The following is a 20870-nucleotide window of genomic DNA, read 5'->3' on the forward strand; positions in this document are numbered from 1 at the left end:
CCATCTCCTTCCTGCCGTTTTTTAGACATAAAAGAAACTTATTCCCTTAGGCCCCGGGGAATTAAGGCATGTTCAATCTTTCCCAGGATAAAGTCGGCCAGCAAGGCCATAAGGGCTGCAGGGACCGCTCCCACGATAATCAGGTGGTCCCACAACATTTGCAGGCCGCGTACGATAAAGGTACCCAGGCCGCCGGCCCCCGCCAGGGCCGCCAGGGTGCCGGTGCCTATGCACATTACCGTGGCGGTACGGATTCCGGCCATGATGACGCTGAAGGCCAACGGGAGTTCTACCATGCGCAGGCGCTGGATACCCGTCATACCCATTCCCAGAGCGGCTTCTTTAATAAAGGGATCCACTCCCTTCAACCCCGTATAAGTGTTGCGGAGGATGGGCAGCAGGGAATAGAGGAACAGGGCGGCAATGGCCGGGGGATACCCGATGCCGAGGCCTAGAACGATTAGTATGGCCAGGAGGGCCAGGCTGGGGACGGTTTGCAAAATGTTGGCCACGGTCATTACGATTTTTTCCAGCCAAGAATACCGCGTGGCCAGGATCCCCAGGGGAACCGCCACCAGGACGGCCAGTCCCACCGGCACCGCCACCAGAAGGAAAATATGGTCCCGGATCGCTCCCACGAACTCCTCAGGATGGCTGCGGATAAAATCCACCACTTTAAGGTAAACGGGCGTCAACTTGCCATGCCCCCTCCTTGCTTTTCGTCTTCCGCCTTAGAGGTGGTACCGCCGGCCCACAGCACGTCGGTTAAGATGTCCACCAGGCTGGCCCGGGTCATGAGGCCCTGGAGTTTGCCTTCGTCGTCCACCACCGGGAGGTATCCTACGCCGTGTTCGGCCATTTTATATACGGCCTCGCGAACCGTTTGCTCTGGGCTCACCGCGATCACCGTTCCGGAAAGGAGATCGCCTACCGTCCCCTTTTTGGACAGACTGGTTTGAATGTCTTTGATAGTAACAATTCCCCGAAAACGTTCCTGGCGGTCGATTACCATCAGGCTGTCGACGTGCCGTTTCCGCATACGCTCCAGGGCTTCGGCCAGCCCACGTCCGGCCTCTATGGTAACGGGATTGGTAATCATCACTTCTTTGACCCGCACTTCATCAGGAGAGCGCAGCAGCCGGTTCTTACCGATGAAGTTGATGACAAATTCGTCGGCCGGATTGCGCAGCATTTCGTCGGGCGGGGCGACCTGCACCACCTCGCCGTCCCTCATCAACACGATGCGGTCGGCGAGTTTTAACGCCTCGTCCATGTCATGGGTTACGAAGAGGATGGTCTTATGCAGCTTTTCCTGGAGTCTTTTGAGCTCATTCTGGAGCTGTTCCCGGGTAATGGGGTCCAAGGCGCCGAAGGGCTCGTCCATAAGGATGATTTCCGGCTCGGCGGCAAGGGCCCGCAGCACGCCGATGCGCTGCTGCTGACCTCCGGACAATTCCCGCGGGAACCTGTCCATGTAAACCCCGGGATCCATTCCCACCAAGGCCAGGAGTTCCTCGGCCCGCTCCCGGCATTTACGGCGGGACCACCCCAGAAGTTTTCCCACCACGGTGATATTCTCGGCGATGGTCATGTTGGGGAATAGGCCGATTTGCTGGATAACATAGCCGATCCCCCTTCTTAGCTTCACGGGATCAACCTCGCGGACGTTCTTGCCGTTGACATAGACGGTGCCGCTGGTAGGTTCGATGATCCTGTTGACCATTTTAAGGGTGGTAGTTTTCCCGCAGCCGCTGGGGCCGATTAAGGTGACCAGCTCCCCGGCTTCGATTTTCAGATTGAGGTCCTTTACCGCCTGGTACCAGTTGTCGTAGGTCTTCGAGACGTGTTCGAATACCACCATGTTACCTTCACCCCCCTCCTTGAGGTTCCTGGCCGGAGGTCCGCCCATCCCCCGCCATCCGCTGGAGGCGTTGGACCGCTGCCTTGGTACCGACCACCAATAGCAGGTCTCCCTCCTGCAAGGGGAGCTCCGTCCCCGGGGAAACGTACCAGCGGCCCTGGCGGCGGACGGCGGTAACGGTTACCCCGGTTACGGTCCGCAGTTGGGCTTGTTGTATGCTCTTGCCGATGAGACCTGAGCCTGGCGCCACCAGGACCTCTTCGCCATCTTGCATGTTTTTGAGGAGGCCGGCCTTGAAATGCAGGATCTCCTTTACCAGCTTATCTATTTCCGCATTCAACTTGTTTCGCTGGCGAATTTAGGGCCTCCAGCCGGCGTTTCAGGACCTCCAAAGAGCTATGTTCTTGAAAATCACCGGCAAATTCCTTGGGGGCCTGGCGCGAAAGGACGATTACGCCACTTCCAGGGACCACCTCGACCACGTTCCGTGCTTGTAGCAGGGCCTGGGCTTTACGCACGGTTTCCGGGGATACACCATACTGCCCTGCGAGGACCGAGCGCCCGGAAATCTTCTGGCCTTCGCGGTAAGTACCCCGGCTGATTTCCTGGGCGATAATAAGGGCCAGCTGCTCGTAACGCGCCAGTTCTTCGTGAAACGTAGTGTCCACCATTTCCCCTTGGTACCTCCAACCGCCAATTTCATCTTAACCAATAAGTTGGCGGTTGTCAATGAATTGTTGCTTGAGGGCAGAGGGCGGCGAGGACGTAATGGCCGGGGGCGGGCTCTTGGGGAACGGAAGTCGAGGGAGGGGCCGTATTGACATCCTCCGTACCTTAAAGTAAGATAAAAACAGCAATAAGACCGGTTGGTCACCGGCCCAAATACCGGTAGGACGGCAGGAAGGGTTCGGCAATGCTCCCTCCGGGAGTATTTTTATTTGTAGCTAAAGTCGCGGACCAGGTTGCCGCTGCCCGACCAGCCGGCAACTTTACAGGGAGGCGGGGGAAAATGAAGAAAAGGTTTTCGTTGGTGGTGTTCCTTGTCCTCCTTCTTTCCCTAACCCTGGCCGGGTGCGGTTCGGGAGGAGATGATAACCGCGCCTCCGAGCAGGGAAGCGAAGAGAAGGTCGTCAGGCTGGGCATAATCCAGATCAGGGAACATCCCGCCCTGGATGCGGCCCGTCGTGGCTTCCTGGAGGCCATGAAGGCAGGGGGTTACGAGGAAGGAAGAAACCTTGAGGTTGACTTCCAGAATGCCCAGGGTGATCAATCCACGTTACAGAACATAGCTCGCAAATTCGCCCAGGATAAGAAAGACCTCATCCTGGCCATTGCCACTGATTCGGCTATGGCCATGGCCAACGAAACCCAGGATATCCCCATCTTGATAACGGCGGTCACCGACCCGGTAGCCGCTAAATTGGTAAAGAGTCTGGATAAGCCCGGAACCAATGTGACGGGCACCACGGACATGAATCCCATTAAGGAACAGCTTGAATTGCTTAAGCAGCTCGTGCCCGCGGCCGAGAGGGTGGGGGTCATCTATAATTCGAGCGAGGTCAATTCCCAGGTGCAGGTTGCCATAGCCAAGGAGGAAGCCGGTGCCTTGGGCCTGACCATAGTGGAAGCACCCGTAACCTCCACCACCGAAGTGGTGCAGGCTACCCAATCCCTGGTGGGCCGGGTAGAAGCCATTTATGTGCCCACTGACAACACGGTCGTTTCGGCCATCTCGGGGGTCCTCCAGGTGGCAGAGGAGCATAAGATTCCGGTGTTGGCCGGGGAAAGCAATACGGTGGAGGCCGGGGCCCTGGCGACCATCGGCATCGATTATTACAAGCTCGGACAGCAGACGGGAGAGATGGCCTTGCGGGTGCTTAAGGGCGAAAAGCCCCAGGATATGCCTATTGAGCGCCAAAGGGATCTCAGCATCGTGGTGAATGCCAAAGCCGCCGAAGCCTTCGGGGTGACCATACCGGAAGACCTTAAGGCAAAGGCCGATAAGATCATCGAGTGATAAACAACATGTAGTAGCAAGGTGAAGTTTCATGTCCCTTAGTGTCTGGTTAGGAGCCTTGGAGCAGGGCCTGCTGTGGGGAGCTATGGTCCTGGGGGTCTACATCACCTTTAGAGTGTTAAACTACCCCGACTTAACCATTGACGGAACCTTTACCCTGGGAGCAGCCGTAGCGGCCCGGATGATCCTGGCGGGATATGATCCTGGGGTAGTCCTCGTGATGGCCCTCCTCGGCGGAGCTGCGGCCGGCCTAGTGACCGGCCTCCTGCACACCCAGTTGAAGGTGGCGCCCCTGCTGTCGGGCATCCTGACCATGATAGGCCTTTACTCTATAAACCTGCGCATAATGGGGCAAGCTAACCTTTCCCTTCTCCGGGAGGATACAATTTTTACATGGGCCAAGGGGCTTACGGCGGTGGAGCCCTTTGGCCCTGCTTTGTTGGGCCTGCTGTTGATATTATTGGTGCTGGTACTCCTTTACCTCTTCCTGCAGACGGAATTGGGGATGGCCCTTCGGGCTACGGGAGACAACGAACAGATGGTTAAGAGTCTGGGTACCAATACTGGTACCATGAAGCTGGTGGGCCTGGCCATTGGTAACGGCTTGGTGGCCTTTTCCGGGGCCCTGGTGGGCCAATACCAAGGTTTTGCGGATGTAGGAATGGGCATCGGTATGATTGTAGCCGGCCTGGCTTCCATCATAATCGGTGAAGCTCTGGTGGGTACCGCCACCCTGATGCGGGCCATGCTGGCCGCCGTAGTGGGCTCGATAATCTATCGGGCGGTCATCAGCCTGGTGCTTCAGCTCGGCCTGCCGCCGACAGACCTAAAACTTTTGACCTCCCTGATTGTGGTAGTAGCCTTAGCCCTTCCCCTGGCGCGGGAGCGCCTGGGGTTGCGGTCCCAACGCTTGAGGAGTGAGCAGGGTGCTCGAGTTGAAGAACGTTACCAAGATTTTTAATGCCGGCGGGGTCAACGAGAGGGTGGCCCTGCTGGATGTAAACCTTTATGTAAAGCCCGGTGAAGTAGTCACCATAATCGGCGGGAACGGGGCCGGGAAATCCACCCTGTTAAATGTGGTGGCCGGGGTGTACGAAGTCGAGGCCGGCCGGATACTCCTGGACGGCGTGGATATCACCCATTGCCCGGAACACGTCCGGGCGGCATGGATCGGCCGGGTTTTCCAAGATCCCATGAGAGGGACGGCCGCGTCCATGACCATCGAAGAGAACCTCGCCCTGGCCCTGCGGCGCGGACGAAGCCGCAACCTGAGGCGGGGAGTGACACCTGCGGAAAGGGACCTGTTCAGAAAACGCCTTTCCCTCTTGGGGTTGGGCCTGGAAGAGCGCCTGTCGACCAGGGTGGGCCTCCTCTCGGGAGGCCAGCGACAGGCCCTGACGGTCCTCATGGCCACCATCACGGCCCCCAAGCTGCTCCTCCTAGATGAACATACGGCCGCCCTGGACCCCCGGACGGCACGCACAGTCATGGGGCTGACGGAGAAAATTATCGAACAGCACCGGCTTACAACCCTCATGGTAACCCATAACCTGGAACAGGCCCTCCGCACGGGTCACCGCACGATAATGATGCACGAGGGAAGGATTATTTTGGACTTGTCCGGTCCTGAACGAGCCCGGACCAAGGTTTCCCAGCTTTTAGAGATGTTCGAGCAGGCCAGCGGCACGGCCCTGGCCGACGACCGTATACTGCTTACCGGACGTTAGCCCCCTATCATCCTTGCCGCCGGCTACTCTACCACCTTAATTCCCAGGACGCTGCGCATCTGCTCCAGGGCGAATTTATGGGCCTCTGGGTCGAAGGTGGCCATGCCCTTGGCGTAGGCTACTACCGGGACGTCCCGGTTGGCCAGCTCTTCGGCGGTAAAGAAGCAGCAGATGTTGGTGCAAACCCCCACCAGCTCCACCTCTGCCACCCTGTCCCTATTGCTTCCCGGTGTCAGCCCTAAAAGGTTCTCCAGTTCGGTACCGTAAAAGGCGCTGTACCGGTTTTTCTTCACGAAGTAAACTCGCCCTGTCCCTCCATAGGCGGAAAGGATCTCCCGGAATTCGGGGATCAGGTCGTGCCCGGGGGTGCCTTCCAGACAATGAGGGGGAAATTTCTGAAATTCGGCGTCGCCCGGTTTATGGGTGTCCAGGGTGAAGACGACTTCCCGCCCTTGGTCCAGGGCCTCCCTGACTTTGCTGGCAATGAAGGGTATGATTTCCCGGGCAGCCGGGAAGCTCAAGGCGCCTCCTTCAGATACGAAATCCTGCTGCATGTCGATAACCAGCAAGACCTTGCGCATACCCGTCCCTCCTTTGGGTGAGCCCCTCATCATATATATCCTACCACACGGAAATAGCCGACCTCAATGCCCTCCTAAGCCGGCGTATCCCCCGTTCTAAGACTAGGTCTGCTCGCCTTTGGCCCCTTCCGCAAATAGACAGGGTATAACCCAGCCCCCTAAGAAGGCTGGTGGCCGGTTTTGTTCTGCGGACTGCCCGGCAGCCCTTCTCCGAAGCCCCGGAGGCATCCGCCCCGAGAGGCGGGCTAAAGGCCTCGATTTTCTTGCTTGTTAAGCCTTGCATTGGAGGTGAGGAAATAATAAATTGGTAACAGATAAAATTTTACGTCGACAAGGTGGGGAGGGTTTCGGGGAGTGGCGGAGATTTTTGATAAGAAGGCCCAGGATTACGACGAATGGTATCGGACGCCCAAGGGCAGGTTGGTCGACCGAATCGAAAAGGAAGCGATTTACGAATATTTGCATCCCCGGGCTGGTATGGAGATCCTGGACATCGGCTGCGGCACCGGAAATTTTTCCTTAGAACTGGCCCGCCGCGGAGCCCGGGTAACCGGCATTGACGTATCCGAGCCCATGCTGCAGAGGGCGAGGGAAAAGGCGGCCCGGGAAGGTGTTAGCATCCGGTTTCTGCGGTCGGACGCCCGGCGGCTTCCCTTTCCCGACGAAAGCTTTGACGCGGTGGTATCGGTTACGGCTCTGGAATTTGTTCCGGATTTGAGGGCGGCCCTGCAGGAAGCTTACCGGGTGTTGAGGGCCGGCGGAAGGCTAGTAGTAGGGGTCATCGGGGGTCGCAGTGCCTGGAGCCGCTACTACGAGGCCAAAGCCGCCCGGGAACCCGACAGCCTCTTCCGCTGGGCCCGTTTTCCTACCCTGGAAGAACTCCTGGCGGCCATGCCCGGTAAAGAAGTGCGGGGCACGGCGGTGCTCTTCATACCTCCTGATTTCGATTTTACCAAGGAGGAGGAAGCCCTGGCCCTGGAAGAAGAGGCTCGGCGCGCGGGGCGGACAGACGGCGGCTTTATTTGCGCCGTGTCCTTCAAATGAGGTCTAAAGCGGCGGGGTTAGCCACACCTTGACCTTCAGGAAGGGTGCGATTTGATGCTGGCCTGTGAGGTGGCCCTTTACCCCTTGGGGACGGCCCATTATGCGCGGATTATTAAAGAGGCCCTGGCCGCGATGCCTGCGGGAAAGGTCGAGTTGGAGGTGGGCTCCAGGAGCACCGTAATCCGGGGGGAAGACGACGAAGTGTGGAAGGCAGTACGCCTTCTGTTTGGGGTGGCGGTGAAATCGGGGGATGCCGTGATGGTCCTCAAGGTGTCCAATCGCTGTGGTTGCAGATGAAAAATTGCCGGGATAAATTTTCTTTCTTTTTGCCGCGGATTATGCTAGAATAAGCTTAACGGAATAAGGAGCCTCCGAGCCAGTGGGCCTAAGGCCATGCTTAAGGCTATGGTCGCTGGCCTCCCGCCCCAGGTGGGCGGTGACGGGGTGGGCCGGGAAACGGGCCTGCCTCCCGGAATGGGAAAGGAGCTTCGCAGACGAGGCACCCATCCGGGTGCCTTTATATATATAATTATTTAACCGGACGGGACCGGGGAGGGGGGTTCAGGTGAGCAGGGAAGAGATTCTGGCAGCCGTCAAGGATGCTGCAGCCCGCAACCAGGGCAAGCTGCCCTGCACAGTGGCCCAGGAGCTGGCCCGGAAACTGGGAGTACCCATGTTGACCATCGGGCAGGCGGCCAACGAACTGCAGATCAAGATCAGCAGCTGCCAGCTCGGTTGTTTCAAGTAGGATGGGAGAGAAGCCATGGAATTTTTCCAGGTGGTTACCTTACCGGAAGCGAGGAAAAAGCTAGCGGAATACTGGCCTTTGGTCCGGCGCGAGGCTGTGGTGCGGAATTTGACTGAAGCTCTGGGCCTGGAACTGGCCGAAGAGGTCATAGCCAGGGAGGAGGTTCCCAGTTTTGCCCGGGCTACAGTTGACGGTTTTGCCCTCCGGTCCGGCGATACTTTTGGTGCCAGCGAGGGTAGCCCGGTGACGCTGCGGCTGATGGGAGAGGTTGTGACGGGCCGGGCAGCCGAAGTGGCCGTAAGGCAGGGGGAAGCGGTAGCCGTAAGTACCGGGGGGATGCTGCCGGCGGGCGCCGATGCAGTGATCATGTTGGAGCATACCGAAGAACTGCCGGGCGGTTTCTTAAATGTTTTGCGGCCGGTGGCTCCCGGAGAAAACGTCATAGACCGGGGCGAAGACGTGCGTAAGGGAGAGGTAGTACTGGGGGCCGGCCACCGGCTGCGGCCCCAGGACATAGGGGTACTGGCAGCCCTGGGATATAATCAAATAAAGGTTTGGCAACCCTGGCGCGTAGGCATTATGACTACGGGGAACGAAATTGTTCCGCCGGAAGCCCGGCCGGGCCCAGGCCAGGTGCGGGATATAAATTCTTATACGTTATACGCCCAGGTGCAGGCCTTGGGAGGTCAGCCCCGGCTCTACGGTATAGTGCCCGACGATTTAAGGCTCCTGCGGGAACGCTTTTCCCAGGCCTTGGAAGAGAACAATGTGGTATTGCTTTCCGGCGGCAGTTCGGTGGGTACGCGGGACTTGACCGTGCAGTTGCTGGCCGAGTGGGGCCCCGAAAGGATCCTTTTTCACGGGGTGTCCATTCGTCCCGGCAAGCCCACCCTGGCGGCCTTTATCGACGGGAAAATGATTTTCGGCCTGCCGGGCCACCCGGTTTCGGCCATGGTTTCTTTTGACCTCCTGGTGGGCCCTCTATTGCGTTACGGCCGCTTCAGAGGGCCGGGAGAGGAGCCGGTGGTAGAAGCCGCCTTGAGCAGGAATCTTTCTTCCGACGCCGGCCGCGATGACTGTGTGCGGGTGAGGCTGGTAGACGACAATGGGGACGGTCTGCAGGCTGTTCCGATAGTGGGTAAGTCAGGCTTGATCTCTACCATGGTGAAGGCCGACGGGGTGGTCATCATTCCTGCCGGCAAGGAAGGGCTGGAAGCAGGCAGCCGGGTCAAGGTGCGCCTTTTTGACTGAATCCGGTTGTTGGTTTGCGGGGAGCAGGTCCCTCCGGCGTGGTTTGCCCGGGAAAAGGGCGGAAGGAAGGCGCAATAGCCCGGCTCCTCCGGAGATTTCTCAGGGAAAAGTAGGGGTGCATTATATTGCAGCGGACAAGAGTTTTTCTGGATAACCGGCCCTGGCAGGAAGCCCTGGAGGAGTACAGGGAGGTTCTGCGCGGGGCGGGGGCTCTAGCACCCGGCCAGGGAGAGAAACAGCCCACCCGCACGGCCTTGGGACGGGTGACGGCCGAGCCGGTCTATGCCGTCCTGTCTTCGCCCCATTATGCTGGGGCGGCCATGGACGGGGTTGCCGTGAGGGCGGAAGACACCTTCGGCGCTTCGGAAGAAGCCCCGCGGAGGATGAGACTGGGCGGGGAAGCGGTCGTAGTGGATACCGGGGATCCCCTGCCGCCGGGATTCAACGCCGTGATTATGCTGGAGGAACTGAATTTCCCGGAAGAGGGAGTAGTGGAGATCCGGTCCCCGGCCGTTCCCTGGCAGCATGTGCGGCAGCCGGGAGAGGATATAGTGGCCGGGGAAATGCTGCTGCCCGCTAATCACGTGTTGCGGCCCCTGGATTTGGGTCTTCTGCTGGCGGCCGGCGTGGTGGAAGTTTCGGTCTATCCCCGACCCCGAGTAGCAATTCTGCCCACCGGCAGCGAGCTGGTGGACCCCAATCCCCACCCCCTGCCGGGACAGATACTTGATTCCAACAGTACTATGTTGGCAGGAATGGTACAGGAGTGGGGAGGGGAACCGGAAGTCTTCCCCATAACTCCTGATGATTACGATCTTTTGAAGACCAGGCTCCGGGAGGCCCTGCAGAGGTCAGATATGGTGTTGGTTAATGCCGGCTCTTCAGCCGGCCGGGAAGATTATACGGCCCGGTTGGTAGCGGAGCTGGGTCAGGTACTGACCCATGGGGTGGCCATCAGGCCGGGCAAACCGGTAATTCTGGGTGTTGTGGAGGGGAAACCGGTGATAGGGGTACCGGGATACCCCGTTTCTGCTGCCCTGTGCGCCGAACTTTTCGTCCGTCCTCTCCTCTACGAAAAACAGGGGTTGCCGGCCCCTCGGCGAGCTACGTCCCGGGCGGTGTTGAGCCGCAAAATCCCCTCGGCCCTGGGGAGGGAGGATTTCGTCCGCCTGCGGCTCGCCCGGGTAGGAGACAAGCTTACAGCCGTGCCCTTGGGCCGGGGCGCGGGAACCCTCACCACCTTGGCCAGGGCCGACGGTATCCTGCGCATTCCCCGTGGGTCAGAGGGTTTTTCTGCCGGCGCGGAAGTAAAAGTGAGCCTTCTGAAAGACTTAACGGATATCGAGGCCACGGTACTGGTCAGCGGCAGCGGTGATCCCCTGCTGGATGTCCTGGGCAATGTAATGCGCCAGCTATACCCGGGGAGGTCTTTGACCCTTTCGCCGGTGGGGAGCTTAGGGGGTCTCCAGGCCCTACGGCAAGGGGAGGCCCACGGTGCAAGCCTTAACCTCTGGGACCCCGCGACGGGCGAATACAATGTGTCCTACGTGGAAAAGCTCCTCGCCGGCCGGGAGGCGCTCTTGGTCAATCTAGCCTACCGGCAGGTCGGCCTGGTGGTGGCTCCTGGCAATCCTCAAAGCATTAGTGATTTACAGGACTTAACCCGGCCGGACCTAACCTTTGTGAACCGGCCGGTGGGTTCTGGCATACGGCTTTTCCTGGACACCAGCCTGCAGAGGCTGGGCATCAAAGGGGAGGAGATCAAAGGGTACGACAGGGAGGAGTTCACCCACCTGGGAGTAGCCGCCGCGGTGGCCTCCGGGCGGGCCCATGTTGGCCTGGGTATTTATGCCGCCGCCCGGGTTTATGGTTTGGACTTCATCCCGCTGGCTGCCGAGCGGCTGGACCTCTGCTTCTTACGTGAGACATGGGAAGAACAGGCGATCCGGGATTTAATCCAAACGATGCGCAGCCAGGAATTTTTAAAGGAAGCCGGCCAGTGGGGAGGGTATGACCTGCGGGATTGCGGGAAGGTTGTGTGGCAGAACTATTAAAGGTTTTCTAAGGAGTGAAGGCCGGTGGAAGATCGCTTCGGTCGCCGGATAAACTATATGCGGGTATCCATCACCGACCGCTGTAACCTGCGCTGCCGTTACTGCATGCCGGCCGCGGGAGTTCCCTTAAAGAGTCACGACGATATTTTGCGCCTGGAGGAAATCGTGACGCTGGTGGAGGCCGCCGTGCAAGTCGGTATCCGGCAGGTCAGGCTTACGGGAGGCGAGCCCCTCGTCCGCAAAAATGTGGTGGGTCTGGTAGGCAGGCTGGCCGCCCTTCCCGGGCTGGAAGAGGTATCCCTTACCACCAACGGCATACTCCTGGGCCCTTTGGCCCGGCCCCTGAAGGAGGCAGGTCTCGGGCGGGTCAACATCAGCCTGGACAGCCTCCGGCCGGAACGCTATCGCTACATTACCAGGGTGGGAAACCTGGAGACCGTGTGGCGAGGCATTAGGGCTGCTCTAACGGTAGGCCTTACACCGGTAAAACTGAACGTGGTAGTGGTGCGGGGTTTCAACGATGACGAGATCCTGGATTTTGCGCGTCTTGCCCGCCGTGAGCCCCTCCACATACGCTTTATTGAGTTGATGCCCATCGGTACCGCAGCCGCCGGGGAGGCCGCCTATGTACCGGTGGCCGAAATCAAGCGGAAGGTGGAGGAAGAATTCACCTTAGAACCCCTGGAAGCTTTGCGCGGCTGTGGCCCGGCCCGGAGCTTTCGCGTGGAGGGCGGCCCGGGAAGCATTGGCTTTATCGGCGCCTTGAGCGAGCATTTTTGTCACCGGTGCAACCGGTTGAGGCTCACCGCCGACGGGAAACTGCGCCCCTGCCTCTACTGGGAAGGGGAAATCGACGTCAAGACCCCGTTGCGTAACGGAGCTTCCCAGGATGAACTGGTAGAATTATTCCGGCGGGCAGTGGCCCTTAAACCCCGGCAGCACCACCTGGAAGAAGGCTGGGAGCAGCCGCGGGTCATGTCTCAGCTGGGAGGTTAATAATCTATGGACAATAACACCCTGACCCACCTGGATGCTAAGGGCCAGGCGCGGATGGTGGATGTCGGGGCCAAGGGCATAACCGAGCGGGTGGCGGTGGCCCGGGCCCGGGTGGTCATGAACCCGGCCACCCTGGAGCTTATCTTAGAAGGCAAGGTGCCTAAAGGAGATGTGCTGGCCGTAGCCAGGGTAGCCGGAATCATGGCCGCCAAGAGGACGGGGGAGTTGATTCCCTTATGCCATCCCCTGAACTTAACAAGTGCATCGGTAGAATTCCGGGATTTGGGCGGCGGAGTCCTCGAAATCGAAGGAAGGATAAAGACCAAGGGCCAGACGGGCGTGGAAATGGAAGCCCTAACGGCCGTGAGCGTGGCGGCTTTGACCATTTACGACATGTGTAAAGCTGTTGACCGGGGCATGATGATTACGGATGTGCGCTTGATAGAAAAAAGCGGCGGCCGGAGCGGGACGTGGCAGAGGGAGGGCGAAGAACCATGGGACGCATCGTAGCAGTATGTATAAGCGAGAAGAAGGGGCAGCGGAAAAAGAACGTGGGTAAAGGGGAACTAGTACCCCAACACGGCCTGGCGGGGGATGCCCATGCCGGGCCCTGGCACCGGCAGGTGAGCCTGCTGGCCCTGGAGAGCATTCGGAAGATGCAGGCTAAGGGGCTGAAGGTGGGTCCAGGAGACTTCGCGGAGAATTTGACCACCGAAGGGCTGGATCTGACCGCCCTTAAGCCGGGCGACAAGTTGAAGATCGGCTCCCAGGCCCTGGTGGAAATCACCCAGATCGGGAAGGTTTGTCATGAACGCTGTGCCATCTATTATCAGGCTGGCGATTGCGTCATGCCCCGCGAGGGAATTTTCGTAGCGGTGCTCCAGGGAGGACCGGTGCAAGTAGGGGATCCGGTTGAGGTGGTGGAGAAATGATCCGGGTGGCCATCCTGACGGCCAGCGATAAAGGCTCCCGGGGAGAACGGGAAGACTTAAGCGCCAGCGTGATTCGAGAGCTGGTGGCGCGCCTGGGAGGAGAGGTGGTGGCCTATGCCGTGGTCCCGGACGATCGGCAGGTCCTGGCCGCCAAACTGCGGCAATTTTGCGACGAGGTGGGGGCCGATCTGGTGTTGACCACCGGCGGTACCGGCTTCGGGCCGCGGGACGTAACTCCGGAAGCAACTCGCGACGTTATTGAACGGGAAGTACCGGGGTTGCCGGAGGCTATGCGGGCGGCCGGCCTGAAGGCCACACCCCAGGCCATGCTGTCCCGCGCCGTCGCCGGCATCCGCGGCAAAACCCTTATTGTGAATTTGCCCGGAAGCCCCAAGGGAGTAAAGGAAAACCTGGAAGCAATTTTGCCTGCCCTGCCCCACGGCCTGGCGGTGTTAAGGGGCGAGGTTTCCGAGTGCGCCCGCCCGGAATAAGGTGAGATGGATGGGGCAGAAGCCGGCTGGTTGCGGGAAATATGCTCCTTATTAAATCCCCGGGAGGCCGGGTTTTGGTGCGGGTGATGGAGGCCGAAACCCTAGAGGAGATATCTTGGCTGCCGTGGAAGAGTAGGTGTCCTTGGTTTAGACGCTACACCTACGGTAAGATGAGAAGGAGAGGGCTGTAGCGGTGGCCGGCCCTCTCATTTTTTATCCTGAAAAAAGTCTACGTAGGAATTGACGGGAAGAGGGGTTAGGTTTAGACTATAGTCAAAAGATCATTTGAACGTTGGAATAAGGGGTGCCAACATGCCTCTGAAATTCCCCCGCAACGAAGGAGAACGGGATGCTCCGGTATGTCAAGCCCACTGTATCAACGAGGAAGTTATCAAGAGGCTTAAGCCCAGGGTAGATAAATTAGAAGGAATAGCCACCCTCTTTAAAGCCCTGGCCGACGATGTCCGGGTAAAGATCATATATGCCTTAAGCGAAACCGAGCTTTGTGTCTGCGATGTAGCTGCCCTTCTGGGTAGTACCACGGCGACTGCTTCTTACCATTTGCGGCTTCTCCATTATCTGGGGCTGGTCAGGTATCGTAAGGAAGGCAAGCTGGTATATTACCGGCTTGCCGATCCCCACGTGGGCAACTTGGTGCGGGAGGTTATCAAGCATTTAGGCGAGGCATAGGCAAGGAGGCTAGGTTAATGTCTTCATCTTTCACCTCTTTCCGTGGCGCGAGCAAAAGTACGGTTTTCAGGGTAGAAGGTATCACGTGACTCGACTGTGCTGCCAAGTTCGAAAAGAACGTGGCGGCGATCCCCGGTGTAACCGGGGCCCGGTTAAACCCGACTACCGGCAGGCTAATCGTGGAGGGGGAGGCCGACCTAGAAGCCATCCGCCGGGAAGCCCGGAAGGAAAACTACACCGTCATCCCGGCGGGAGAAGCGGCGCCCGCGGCCCGGCCCGAGACCAAAAGGGGGCTGGTGAGGGCGGGCCTTTCGGCAGCGGCATTCCTGGCCGCCTATATAACAGAACGGGCCGGCGGAGGGGTGTCCCTCTTTATTCCCCTCTACGTGGCTGCCATAGTTATCGGCGGATGGGGCAACATCCGCCGGGCCGCATATTCGCTGCCCCGCCTGGACTTTAACATGAGCGTACTCATGACCCTGGCCATCGGCGGAGCCATGGCCATCGGTGAATGGAGGGAGGGGGCGGTAGTGGCCTTCCTTTACTCCCTTTCCGAGGTGCTGGAGTCCTGGGCCATGGGACGGGTGCGCCAGTCAATCCGGGAATTGATGGCCATTGCTCCCCAGAGCGCCAGGATCAGGCGCCCGTCAGGTGAAGAAGTGGAAATCCCCGTGGGGGAAATCAGGGTGGGGGACACCATGATCGTCCGGCCGGGTGAAAGGATAGCCATGGACGGCCGTATCTTAAAGGGAGAATCGGCCCTGAATGAATCCCCTATTACCGGAGAATCAATGCCGGTGGAGAAAGGGCCGGGGGAGGATGTCTATGCCGGCACCCTCAACACCTACGGTTTCTTAGAGGTAGAAGTGACCAAGCTGGTGCAGGACACCACCCTGGCCCGAATTCTTCACTTGGTGGAGGAAGCCCAGTCCCGGCGGGCGGCCTCGCAACTCCTGGTAGACCGCTTTGCCAGAGTGTATACACCTCTGGTCCTCTTCTTGGCCGGCGGGCTCAGCGTGCTGCCACCGCTGTTTCTAGGATACCCGTGGGAGCCCTGGATTTACCGGGGATTGGCCCTCCTTATTGTCGCCTGCCCGTGCGCCCTGGTGGTTTCCACTCCGGTGGCCATTGTGAGCGCCATCGGCAATGCCGCGCGCAATGGGGTCCTCATAAAGGGCGGCATATACCTGGAAGAGGCGGCCGGCCTGCAGGCAGTGGCCTTTGACAAGACCGGAACCCTAACTAAAGGGGAACCGGTCGTCACCGATATTATCCCCCTGGGTAACAAGTCCGCAGAGGAACTGCTCCAGATGGCCGCAGAGCTAGAGGCACGTTCCGAGCATCCTTTGGCGGCGGCTATTGGGAGAGCGGCGGAGAACCGGGGCCTCAAGGTAGTTCCTTCCGAGGATTATACCGCCTTGGCAGGCCGCGGCGGCAAAGGGGTAGTCCGGGGAGAAACTATTTATATAGGGAACCTGCGCCTGTTCAGAGAACTCGGTATGGTTGACGAGGCTATAGCTGAGCGGTTGCGCCGCCTGCAGGAAGAAGGTAAAACGGCCGTGATGGTGGGTACGGAAAAGGAATTGCTGGGGATTATAGCCGCAGCGGATGAGGTACGGGAGGCCAGCGCGGCCGCCGTTGCCGGCATCAAACAGGCGGGCATTCGCCGCACCATTATGTTGACGGGGGATAATGAGGCCACCGCCCGGACCATAGCGGCCAGGGTGGGGGTCGACGAATACCGGGCTGAACTGTTACCGGAGGATAAGGTCCAGGCGGTCCGGGACCTCCTTGAACGGTACCAAAAGGTGGCCATGGTAGGCGACGGCATTAACGATGCACCGGCCCTGGCGGTGGCTACGGTCGGCATTGCCATGGGAGGCGCGGGAACGGGTACCGCGTTGGAAACGGCGGATATTGCCCTCATGGCCGACGACCTGAGCAAGCTCCCCTTCACCATCCGCCTTAGCCGGTCGGTCCTTAAGATCATCCGGCAGAACATCGTTTTTTCCCTGGCCCTTAAAGCCCTGGCCGTACTGGCCGTATTCCCGGGGTGGCTTACCCTGTGGCTGGCCATTGTGGCCGATATGGGAGCCACTATTCTGGTTACCTTAAACGGCATGCGGCTTTGGGCCCTTCACTCGGAAAGGTAGCAGGATAGCTGGTGAGCTTATCCTAAGCGATAAAGGCCACTCCGAAAGCGCCGGTAACCAGGGGCTCCGTCGGTCATTACAGAGCCCCTGCTTCTCCCCAGCTCGCTTTTTACAGGCCCGCGGCAGGAAGGGAGTAAAGTGTGTCGAAAAATCTACTTTAGAGTTTTACCGCAGGCTAACAAGCAAGTTCCCCAACCGGGCCGCGGTGATGGGCCGGAAGAGGGAACCCTGTTAAGGACCTCATTATTTAGTGAACACTACTTAAAGAAAACAGAGAGTTTCTCCCTCATCTTCCGACCGGGGCCGAGGCCGCATGCGGTGGCCCTTGGCGAGAACCGCCCCGGATGGAAGGGAGCCCTACCATTACGGGGTAGCATCAACCGGAAACGAGCCTCTAATCTAAGGAGCTGATGGCGTCCCATGTCTTCCTTGTGGCAGGGCGAAGTAGTGGCCAACTCGCCGGTAGGTCCCGGCATCTACCACCTGCGCTTGAGGGTAGCGCTGCCCGGTGCCCTACCGGGCCAGTTTGTCCACCTCCGCTGCGGGTCCTCCCTGGATCCCCTGCTGCGGCGGCCGCTAAGCATTCACGATTATAATCCTGCCGGGCAGGAGGTGCAGCTCCTTTACCAGGTGGTGGGTAGGGGGACCGCCTGGCTGGCAGGTCGGAAGCCCGGGGATTTCATTGACGGCCTGGGGCCCCTCGGCCGCGGTTTTACCCTGCCGGCCGGTCCTCGGGTGGCCCTGGTGGCCGGGGGCTTGGGCCTGGCCCCCCTCTTTTTCCTGGCCCGGGTTGCCGCGGCGGAGGGATGCCAGGTTACCTTTTATGTAGGTGCCCGGAGCCGTGAGGGTCTCCTAAGGCTGGAAGCCCTGGAAGGCCTCGGCCTGGAGGTTCAAAGGGCCACCGACGACGGCAGCGCGGGCTTTGCAGGGCCGGTTACGTCCCTCCTGGCTCGTGATCTGGAGTACAAGAGGTACGACCAGATCTTCGCCTGCGGACCGCGGGCCATGCTGGCCGAAGTAGCCCGACTGGCCGGCCAAAAGGGGATACCGGCAGAAGTGTCCCTGGAGGAACGGATGGCCTGCGGCCTCGGAGCCTGCCGGGGGTGCGTGGTGGCCCTGTACGGGGAAGACGGCAGCATAGCCTATGAAAACGTGTGCTCTGCCGGCCCGGTCTTTCCGGCGGAGAAAATTGTGTGGTAAAGGGAGACTAAGTTATGGTTAAACCCAGAATGGAGGTTGAGCTGGCGGGTTTGCGCCTGCAGAACCCCGTAATGCCGGCTTCGGGCACCTTCGGCTTTGGGGAGGAATACGCCCCGTACCTGGATCTGAATTCCCTGGGGGCCATTGTAACCAAAAGTGTGACCCTGGAACCCACTCCCGGTAACCCCCCGCCCCGCGTGGCGGAAACCCCGGCCGGCATCCTTAACTCCATCGGGCTGCAGAATCCCGGCCTGGAGGTCTTCATCCGGGACAAGATGCCCTTCCTGCGACGGTTGCGCCCGCCGGTGATCGTCAATATTGCCGGGAAAACCCTTGAAGAATACGTGGAACTGGCCCGGCGCCTGGACGGGGTTGAAGGAGTGGCGGCTCTGGAAGTCAACATTTCCTGCCCCAACGTGAAGGAAGGGGGCCTGGCCTTTGGGAGCAATCCGGACCAGGCCGCCAGGGTTATAAGGGCCGTGCGCCGGGTTACCTCGCGGCCTTTGATCGCCAAGCTAACCCCCAATGTGACCGATGTGGTGGCCATAGCCCAAGGAGTGGAGGCAGCCGGAGCTGATGCCCTTTCCCTCATCAACACCCTCCAGGGTATGGCCGTGGACTGGCAGAGGCGGCGGCCGGTGCTGGGCAGTATCGCCGGGGGTTTGAGCGGGCCAGCCGTCAAGCCGGTAGCCCTTTATGCCGTCTGGCGGGTGGCCAGGGCGGTTAAGATACCCGTCATTGGTATGGGCGGCATCACTACCGCTACAGATGCCCTGGAGTTTCTCCTGGCCGGCGCCCGGGCGGTGGCCGTGGGTACCGCCAACCTGGTCAATCCCCGCGCTATGGCGGAGATAATTGCCGGTCTGGAAGATTATTTGCTCAAGCATAACATCGAGGACGTCAACCAAGTTATCGGCGCCCTGGAAACTTAAGCATTGGGAAGGAGATGGATATGCTCACGCCAGAGGAAGTGTTAGATATTTTTCGCCGTACAGGAGTTCTTTGGGAAGGCCACTTTATTTTGACCTCCGGCCTCCACGCCGAACGCTACTTGCAGTGCGCCCAGGTTTTGCAGTATCCCGACGAGGCCGCCAAGCTTTGTGCGGCCCTAGCGGAGTATTACGAGGGCCGGGGAATAACCGCCGTGGTGGGCCCGGCCACCGGGGCCATCATCATCGCCTACGAGGTGGCCCGGTCCTTAAAGGCGCGGGCCCTCTTCACCGAGCGGGTACAGGGCGAGATGACCTTGCGCCGGGGATTTCAATTGGGACCCGAGGATAGGGTGCTGGTGGTGGAGGATGTGATTACCACCGGCGGGTCCGTGAAGGAAGTCATCCAGGTGGTAAGGGAAAGCGGTGCCCAACCGGTGGGGGCGGGAGCTTTCGTAGATCGGAGCGGAGGCAAGGTGGACCTGGGGATTCCCCTGCGGGCGCTCCTCAGCCTGGAAATCAACGCCTACCCGCCGGAGGAATGCCCTTTATGCCGCCAAGGGCTGCTGGCGGTAAAACCGGGCAGCCGCGATTTATGACAAGAAAGCAAACCTATGACAAGGATTTGTCCTTGTCCTCCCCTTAAAGATGAGAATAGACTTTAAAGTAGGGACAATACCCAAAAATTAAGCGATTAGGGGGAGAGGAACATGTCGGTTCTCGAAGAAATCAAAGAAGCCCTTATGGCCGGCAACGCCAACAAAGTGCGGGAAACCGTAACCAAAGCCGTGGAAGAAGGCCTGTCTCCAAGCACCATTATTAACGACGGCCTGATTGCCGCCATGAATATCATCGGCGTCAAGTTCAAGAACAATGAAGTATACGTTCCGGAAGTCCTGGTAGCCGCCCGGGCTATGCATGCGGGCATGGATGTAGTCAAACCCTTGCTGGCCGGGGAAGCCCTGCAGGAGAAGGGGACCATGGTCATCGGGACGGTGAAAGGGGATCTTCACGATATAGGGAAGAACCTGGTGATCATGATGATGGAAGGCGCCGGTTTTAAGATGATCGACCTCGGCATTGATGTGCCCCCGGAGAAATTTATCCAGGCGGTGGAAGAACATAAGCCCCAGGTGGTGGGCCTCTCGGCTCTGTTAACATCCACCATGATGCAGATGAAGAAAACGGTGGAAGCCCTGGCGCCCTACCGGAATGCCATCAAGGTCATCGTGGGCGGGGCTCCTGTAACCCAGAAATTTGCCGATGAAATCGGGGCCGACGGTTATGCCCCCGATGCAGCTTCGGCGGTAGACAAAGTCAAGGAGCTCTTGGGCCTGGCGTAACCAGGAGGGTGAACCATGCTTATTGTCGGGGAGCTTATTAATTCCAGTCGCAAGGCTATTGCCGAGGCCATTGCCGCCCGGGACAAGGCCTATTTGCAGGAGCTGGCGGTGAAGCAGGTGGAGGCGGGGGCCCAGATCATCGATGTCAACTGCGGGACCAGCCTGGCGGAAGAAGCCGCGGTGATGGCCTGGCTGGTGGACATTGTCCAGGAAGTAGTGGATGTCCCCTTATGTATCGATACCCCCAGCCCGGCGGCCATGGAAGCAGGCCTTGTACGCCATAAGGGAAAGGCCATGATCAATTCCATTACCGCGGAAAGGGCGCGATGGGAAGAAGTGCTGCCCTTGGTGCAACGTTATAAGCCATCGGTCATAGCCCTCCTCATGGACGATGGCGGTATCCCGGAAACGGTGGAAGATCGCCTGCGGGTGGCCGAAAAACTGGTACCCGATCTAATGGGCGCCGGGGTACCGGAGGAGGATATTTATTTAGACCCCCTCGTGAAGCCCCTGGGAGTCGGCAGTACTTGCGGCGTGGAAGTCCTGGAGAGCACACGAGCCCTGCGGCAAAAATACCCCAACGTCCACCTTATCTGCGGCCTCTCCAACATATCTTACGGCCTGCCGGAGAGGCGCCTGCTAAACCGGGCCTTTATGGTCATGTGTTTAGCCGTGGGCATGGACGCCTTTATCCTGGACCCCTTAGACCGACCCCTCATGTCCTTGCTGGCGGCGGCTAAAGCCGTGGCGGGCAAGGATGATTACTGTTTGGAATACATTGCAGCTGCCCGCGCGGGCAAATTAGTGGTATAATTTAATAAAATCGAATAAGAAGTCGGCTGTAGCAGGAAGA

The 20870-nt window shown here is 59.3% G+C and carries 24 protein-coding genes and 1 riboswitch; of the genes, 19 read left to right on the plus strand and 5 right to left on the minus strand.

Going from position 1 to position 20870, the window contains the following annotated elements; translation table 11 throughout:
- Positions 1-38: 38 nt before the first annotated feature.
- Genes TAMC210_RS01870 through TAMC210_RS01885 form a run of 4 tightly spaced genes read right to left on the minus strand, consistent with a single transcriptional unit; the run spans position 39 to position 2532 of the window.
- The gene (locus TAMC210_RS01870) at positions 39-695 is read right to left on the minus strand and encodes an ABC transporter permease (protein ID WP_217267217.1); all 657 of its coding nucleotides are present in this window, start codon (positions 693-695) and stop codon (positions 39-41) included.
- Complete coding sequence (locus TAMC210_RS01875; RefSeq protein WP_173297102.1) at positions 692-1861, minus strand: ABC transporter ATP-binding protein; 1170 nt, start codon at positions 1859-1861, stop codon at positions 692-694. The genes TAMC210_RS01870 and TAMC210_RS01875 overlap by 4 nt, the downstream gene beginning before the upstream one ends.
- 7 nt (positions 1862-1868) lie before the next feature.
- Positions 1869-2201, minus strand: coding sequence for a cation:proton antiporter regulatory subunit (locus tag TAMC210_RS01880; RefSeq protein WP_173297103.1), 333 nt, complete (start codon positions 2199-2201; stop codon positions 1869-1871).
- Complete coding sequence (locus TAMC210_RS01885; RefSeq protein ID WP_173297104.1) at positions 2182-2532, minus strand: winged helix-turn-helix domain-containing protein; 351 nt, start codon at positions 2530-2532, stop codon at positions 2182-2184. Before TAMC210_RS01885 ends, TAMC210_RS01880 begins: the two co-directional genes overlap by 20 nt.
- 338 nt (positions 2533-2870) lie before the next feature.
- Here TAMC210_RS01885 and TAMC210_RS01890 point away from each other — a divergent pair, with 338 nt between their 5' ends.
- The 3 genes from TAMC210_RS01890 to TAMC210_RS01900 are packed head-to-tail and all read left to right on the plus strand — an operon-like array spanning position 2871 to position 5605.
- Positions 2871-3878, plus strand: a complete 1008-nt coding sequence (locus TAMC210_RS01890) for an ABC transporter substrate-binding protein (protein WP_173297105.1) — start codon at positions 2871-2873, stop codon at positions 3876-3878.
- Positions 3879-3909: 31 nt separating this feature from the next.
- Positions 3910-4839 carry an ABC transporter permease gene (locus TAMC210_RS01895; protein ID WP_173297106.1) on the plus strand — a complete coding sequence of 310 codons (930 nt, stop codon included), beginning with the start codon at positions 3910-3912 and terminating at the stop codon, positions 4837-4839.
- Complete coding sequence (locus tag TAMC210_RS01900) at positions 4805-5605, plus strand: ABC transporter ATP-binding protein (RefSeq protein ID WP_173297107.1); 801 nt, start codon at positions 4805-4807, stop codon at positions 5603-5605. Before TAMC210_RS01895 ends, TAMC210_RS01900 begins: the two co-directional genes overlap by 35 nt.
- A gap of 23 nt (positions 5606-5628) precedes the next feature.
- On the opposite strand, the gene TAMC210_RS01905 is transcribed toward TAMC210_RS01900, so the two are convergent.
- Positions 5629-6186 carry a cysteine hydrolase family protein gene (locus TAMC210_RS01905; protein ID WP_173297108.1) on the minus strand — a complete coding sequence of 186 codons (558 nt, stop codon included), beginning with the start codon at positions 6184-6186 and terminating at the stop codon, positions 5629-5631.
- A gap of 354 nt (positions 6187-6540) precedes the next feature.
- On the opposite strand from TAMC210_RS01905, the gene TAMC210_RS01910 reads away from it, so the two are divergent.
- The 16 genes from TAMC210_RS01910 to TAMC210_RS01985 all read left to right on the plus strand — a co-directional run bounded on the left by TAMC210_RS01910 (position 6541) and on the right by TAMC210_RS01985 (position 20830).
- Entirely contained in the window at positions 6541-7230 is a 690-nt protein-coding gene (locus TAMC210_RS01910) for a class I SAM-dependent methyltransferase (RefSeq protein ID WP_173297109.1), read from the plus strand.
- Positions 7231-7284: 54 nt separating this feature from the next.
- Positions 7285-7527 (plus strand): YkoF family thiamine/hydroxymethylpyrimidine-binding protein, encoded by a 243-nt coding sequence (locus tag TAMC210_RS01915; protein ID WP_254388497.1) that lies wholly within the window; start codon positions 7285-7287, stop codon positions 7525-7527.
- Between the two features lie 59 nt (positions 7528-7586).
- Positions 7587-7732: riboswitch (molybdenum cofactor riboswitch) on the plus strand.
- 63 nt (positions 7733-7795) lie between these two features.
- Positions 7796-7978, plus strand: a complete 183-nt coding sequence (locus TAMC210_RS01920) for a hypothetical protein (protein WP_173297111.1) — start codon at positions 7796-7798, stop codon at positions 7976-7978.
- Positions 7979-7993: 15 nt separating this feature from the next.
- Positions 7994-9229: a molybdopterin molybdotransferase MoeA gene (locus TAMC210_RS01925; RefSeq protein WP_173297112.1), complete on the plus strand. Its 1236-nt coding sequence runs from the start codon at positions 7994-7996 to the stop codon at positions 9227-9229.
- A gap of 125 nt (positions 9230-9354) precedes the next feature.
- Complete coding sequence (locus TAMC210_RS01930) at positions 9355-11283, plus strand: molybdopterin biosynthesis protein (protein ID WP_254388463.1); 1929 nt, start codon at positions 9355-9357, stop codon at positions 11281-11283.
- 24 nt (positions 11284-11307) lie between these two features.
- Positions 11308-12279: a GTP 3',8-cyclase MoaA gene (moaA, locus tag TAMC210_RS01935; protein WP_173297113.1), complete on the plus strand. Its 972-nt coding sequence runs from the start codon at positions 11308-11310 to the stop codon at positions 12277-12279.
- A gap of 6 nt (positions 12280-12285) precedes the next feature.
- A complete protein-coding gene (gene moaC, locus TAMC210_RS01940) occupies positions 12286-12789 on the plus strand; it encodes a cyclic pyranopterin monophosphate synthase MoaC (protein WP_173297114.1) in 504 nt (167 codons plus the stop codon).
- A complete protein-coding gene (locus TAMC210_RS01945; RefSeq protein WP_173297115.1) occupies positions 12774-13211 on the plus strand; it encodes an MOSC domain-containing protein in 438 nt (145 codons plus the stop codon). Before moaC ends, TAMC210_RS01945 begins: the two co-directional genes overlap by 16 nt.
- Complete coding sequence (locus tag TAMC210_RS01950) at positions 13208-13702, plus strand: MogA/MoaB family molybdenum cofactor biosynthesis protein (RefSeq protein WP_173297116.1); 495 nt, start codon at positions 13208-13210, stop codon at positions 13700-13702. Before TAMC210_RS01945 ends, TAMC210_RS01950 begins: the two co-directional genes overlap by 4 nt.
- A 312-nt stretch (positions 13703-14014) precedes the next feature.
- Positions 14015-14392, plus strand: a complete 378-nt coding sequence (locus tag TAMC210_RS01955) for an ArsR/SmtB family transcription factor (protein WP_173297117.1) — start codon at positions 14015-14017, stop codon at positions 14390-14392.
- A 17-nt stretch (positions 14393-14409) separates the two neighbouring features.
- Positions 14410-16545 (plus strand): heavy metal translocating P-type ATPase, encoded by a 2136-nt coding sequence (locus TAMC210_RS01960; protein WP_173297118.1) that lies wholly within the window; start codon positions 14410-14412, stop codon positions 16543-16545.
- A gap of 420 nt (positions 16546-16965) precedes the next feature.
- Positions 16966-17745, plus strand: a complete 780-nt coding sequence (locus tag TAMC210_RS01965) for a dihydroorotate dehydrogenase electron transfer subunit (protein WP_173297119.1) — start codon at positions 16966-16968, stop codon at positions 17743-17745.
- A gap of 14 nt (positions 17746-17759) precedes the next feature.
- Positions 17760-18677: a dihydroorotate dehydrogenase gene (locus TAMC210_RS01970; protein ID WP_173297120.1), complete on the plus strand. Its 918-nt coding sequence runs from the start codon at positions 17760-17762 to the stop codon at positions 18675-18677.
- A gap of 20 nt (positions 18678-18697) precedes the next feature.
- A complete protein-coding gene (gene pyrE / locus TAMC210_RS01975) occupies positions 18698-19273 on the plus strand; it encodes an orotate phosphoribosyltransferase (RefSeq protein WP_173297121.1) in 576 nt (191 codons plus the stop codon).
- A gap of 111 nt (positions 19274-19384) precedes the next feature.
- Positions 19385-20017 (plus strand): corrinoid protein, encoded by a 633-nt coding sequence (locus TAMC210_RS01980; RefSeq protein ID WP_173297122.1) that lies wholly within the window; start codon positions 19385-19387, stop codon positions 20015-20017.
- Between the two features lie 15 nt (positions 20018-20032).
- Complete coding sequence (locus TAMC210_RS01985) at positions 20033-20830, plus strand: methyltetrahydrofolate cobalamin methyltransferase (protein WP_173297123.1); 798 nt, start codon at positions 20033-20035, stop codon at positions 20828-20830.
- Positions 20831-20870: the final 40 nt, after the last annotated feature.

It is taken from the genome of Thermanaeromonas sp. C210, from assembly GCF_013167955.1.
Lineage (GTDB): Bacteria > Bacillota > DSM-521 > Neomoorellales > Neomoorellaceae > UBA12545.

What these genes read in the sequence shown, in the direction of transcription:
- TAMC210_RS01875 (WP_173297102.1), bottom strand. Translation starts at nt 1,861, where the DNA reads ATGGTGGTATTCGAACACGTCTCGAAGACCTACGACAACTGGTACCAG.
- TAMC210_RS01885 (WP_173297104.1), bottom strand. Translation starts at nt 2,532, where the DNA reads ATGGTGGACACTACGTTTCACGAAGAACTGGCGCGTTACGAGCAGCTG.
- TAMC210_RS01890 (WP_173297105.1), top strand. Translation starts at nt 2,871, where the DNA reads ATGAAGAAAAGGTTTTCGTTGGTGGTGTTCCTTGTCCTCCTTCTTTCC.
- TAMC210_RS01895 (WP_173297106.1), top strand. Translation starts at nt 3,910, where the DNA reads ATGTCCCTTAGTGTCTGGTTAGGAGCCTTGGAGCAGGGCCTGCTGTGG.
- TAMC210_RS01905 (WP_173297108.1), bottom strand. Translation starts at nt 6,186, where the DNA reads ATGCGCAAGGTCTTGCTGGTTATCGACATGCAGCAGGATTTCGTATCT.
- TAMC210_RS01915 (WP_254388497.1), top strand. Translation starts at nt 7,285, where the DNA reads ATGCTGGCCTGTGAGGTGGCCCTTTACCCCTTGGGGACGGCCCATTAT.
- TAMC210_RS01925 (WP_173297112.1), top strand. Translation starts at nt 7,994, where the DNA reads ATGGAATTTTTCCAGGTGGTTACCTTACCGGAAGCGAGGAAAAAGCTA.
- moaC (WP_173297114.1), top strand. Translation starts at nt 12,286, where the DNA reads ATGGACAATAACACCCTGACCCACCTGGATGCTAAGGGCCAGGCGCGG.
- TAMC210_RS01945 (WP_173297115.1), top strand. Translation starts at nt 12,774, where the DNA reads ATGGGACGCATCGTAGCAGTATGTATAAGCGAGAAGAAGGGGCAGCGG.
- TAMC210_RS01950 (WP_173297116.1), top strand. Translation starts at nt 13,208, where the DNA reads ATGATCCGGGTGGCCATCCTGACGGCCAGCGATAAAGGCTCCCGGGGA.
- TAMC210_RS01955 (WP_173297117.1), top strand. Translation starts at nt 14,015, where the DNA reads ATGCCTCTGAAATTCCCCCGCAACGAAGGAGAACGGGATGCTCCGGTA.
- TAMC210_RS01965 (WP_173297119.1), top strand. Translation starts at nt 16,966, where the DNA reads ATGTCTTCCTTGTGGCAGGGCGAAGTAGTGGCCAACTCGCCGGTAGGT.
- TAMC210_RS01970 (WP_173297120.1), top strand. Translation starts at nt 17,760, where the DNA reads ATGGTTAAACCCAGAATGGAGGTTGAGCTGGCGGGTTTGCGCCTGCAG.
- pyrE (WP_173297121.1), top strand. Translation starts at nt 18,698, where the DNA reads ATGCTCACGCCAGAGGAAGTGTTAGATATTTTTCGCCGTACAGGAGTT.
- TAMC210_RS01980 (WP_173297122.1), top strand. Translation starts at nt 19,385, where the DNA reads ATGTCGGTTCTCGAAGAAATCAAAGAAGCCCTTATGGCCGGCAACGCC.
- TAMC210_RS01985 (WP_173297123.1), top strand. Translation starts at nt 20,033, where the DNA reads ATGCTTATTGTCGGGGAGCTTATTAATTCCAGTCGCAAGGCTATTGCC.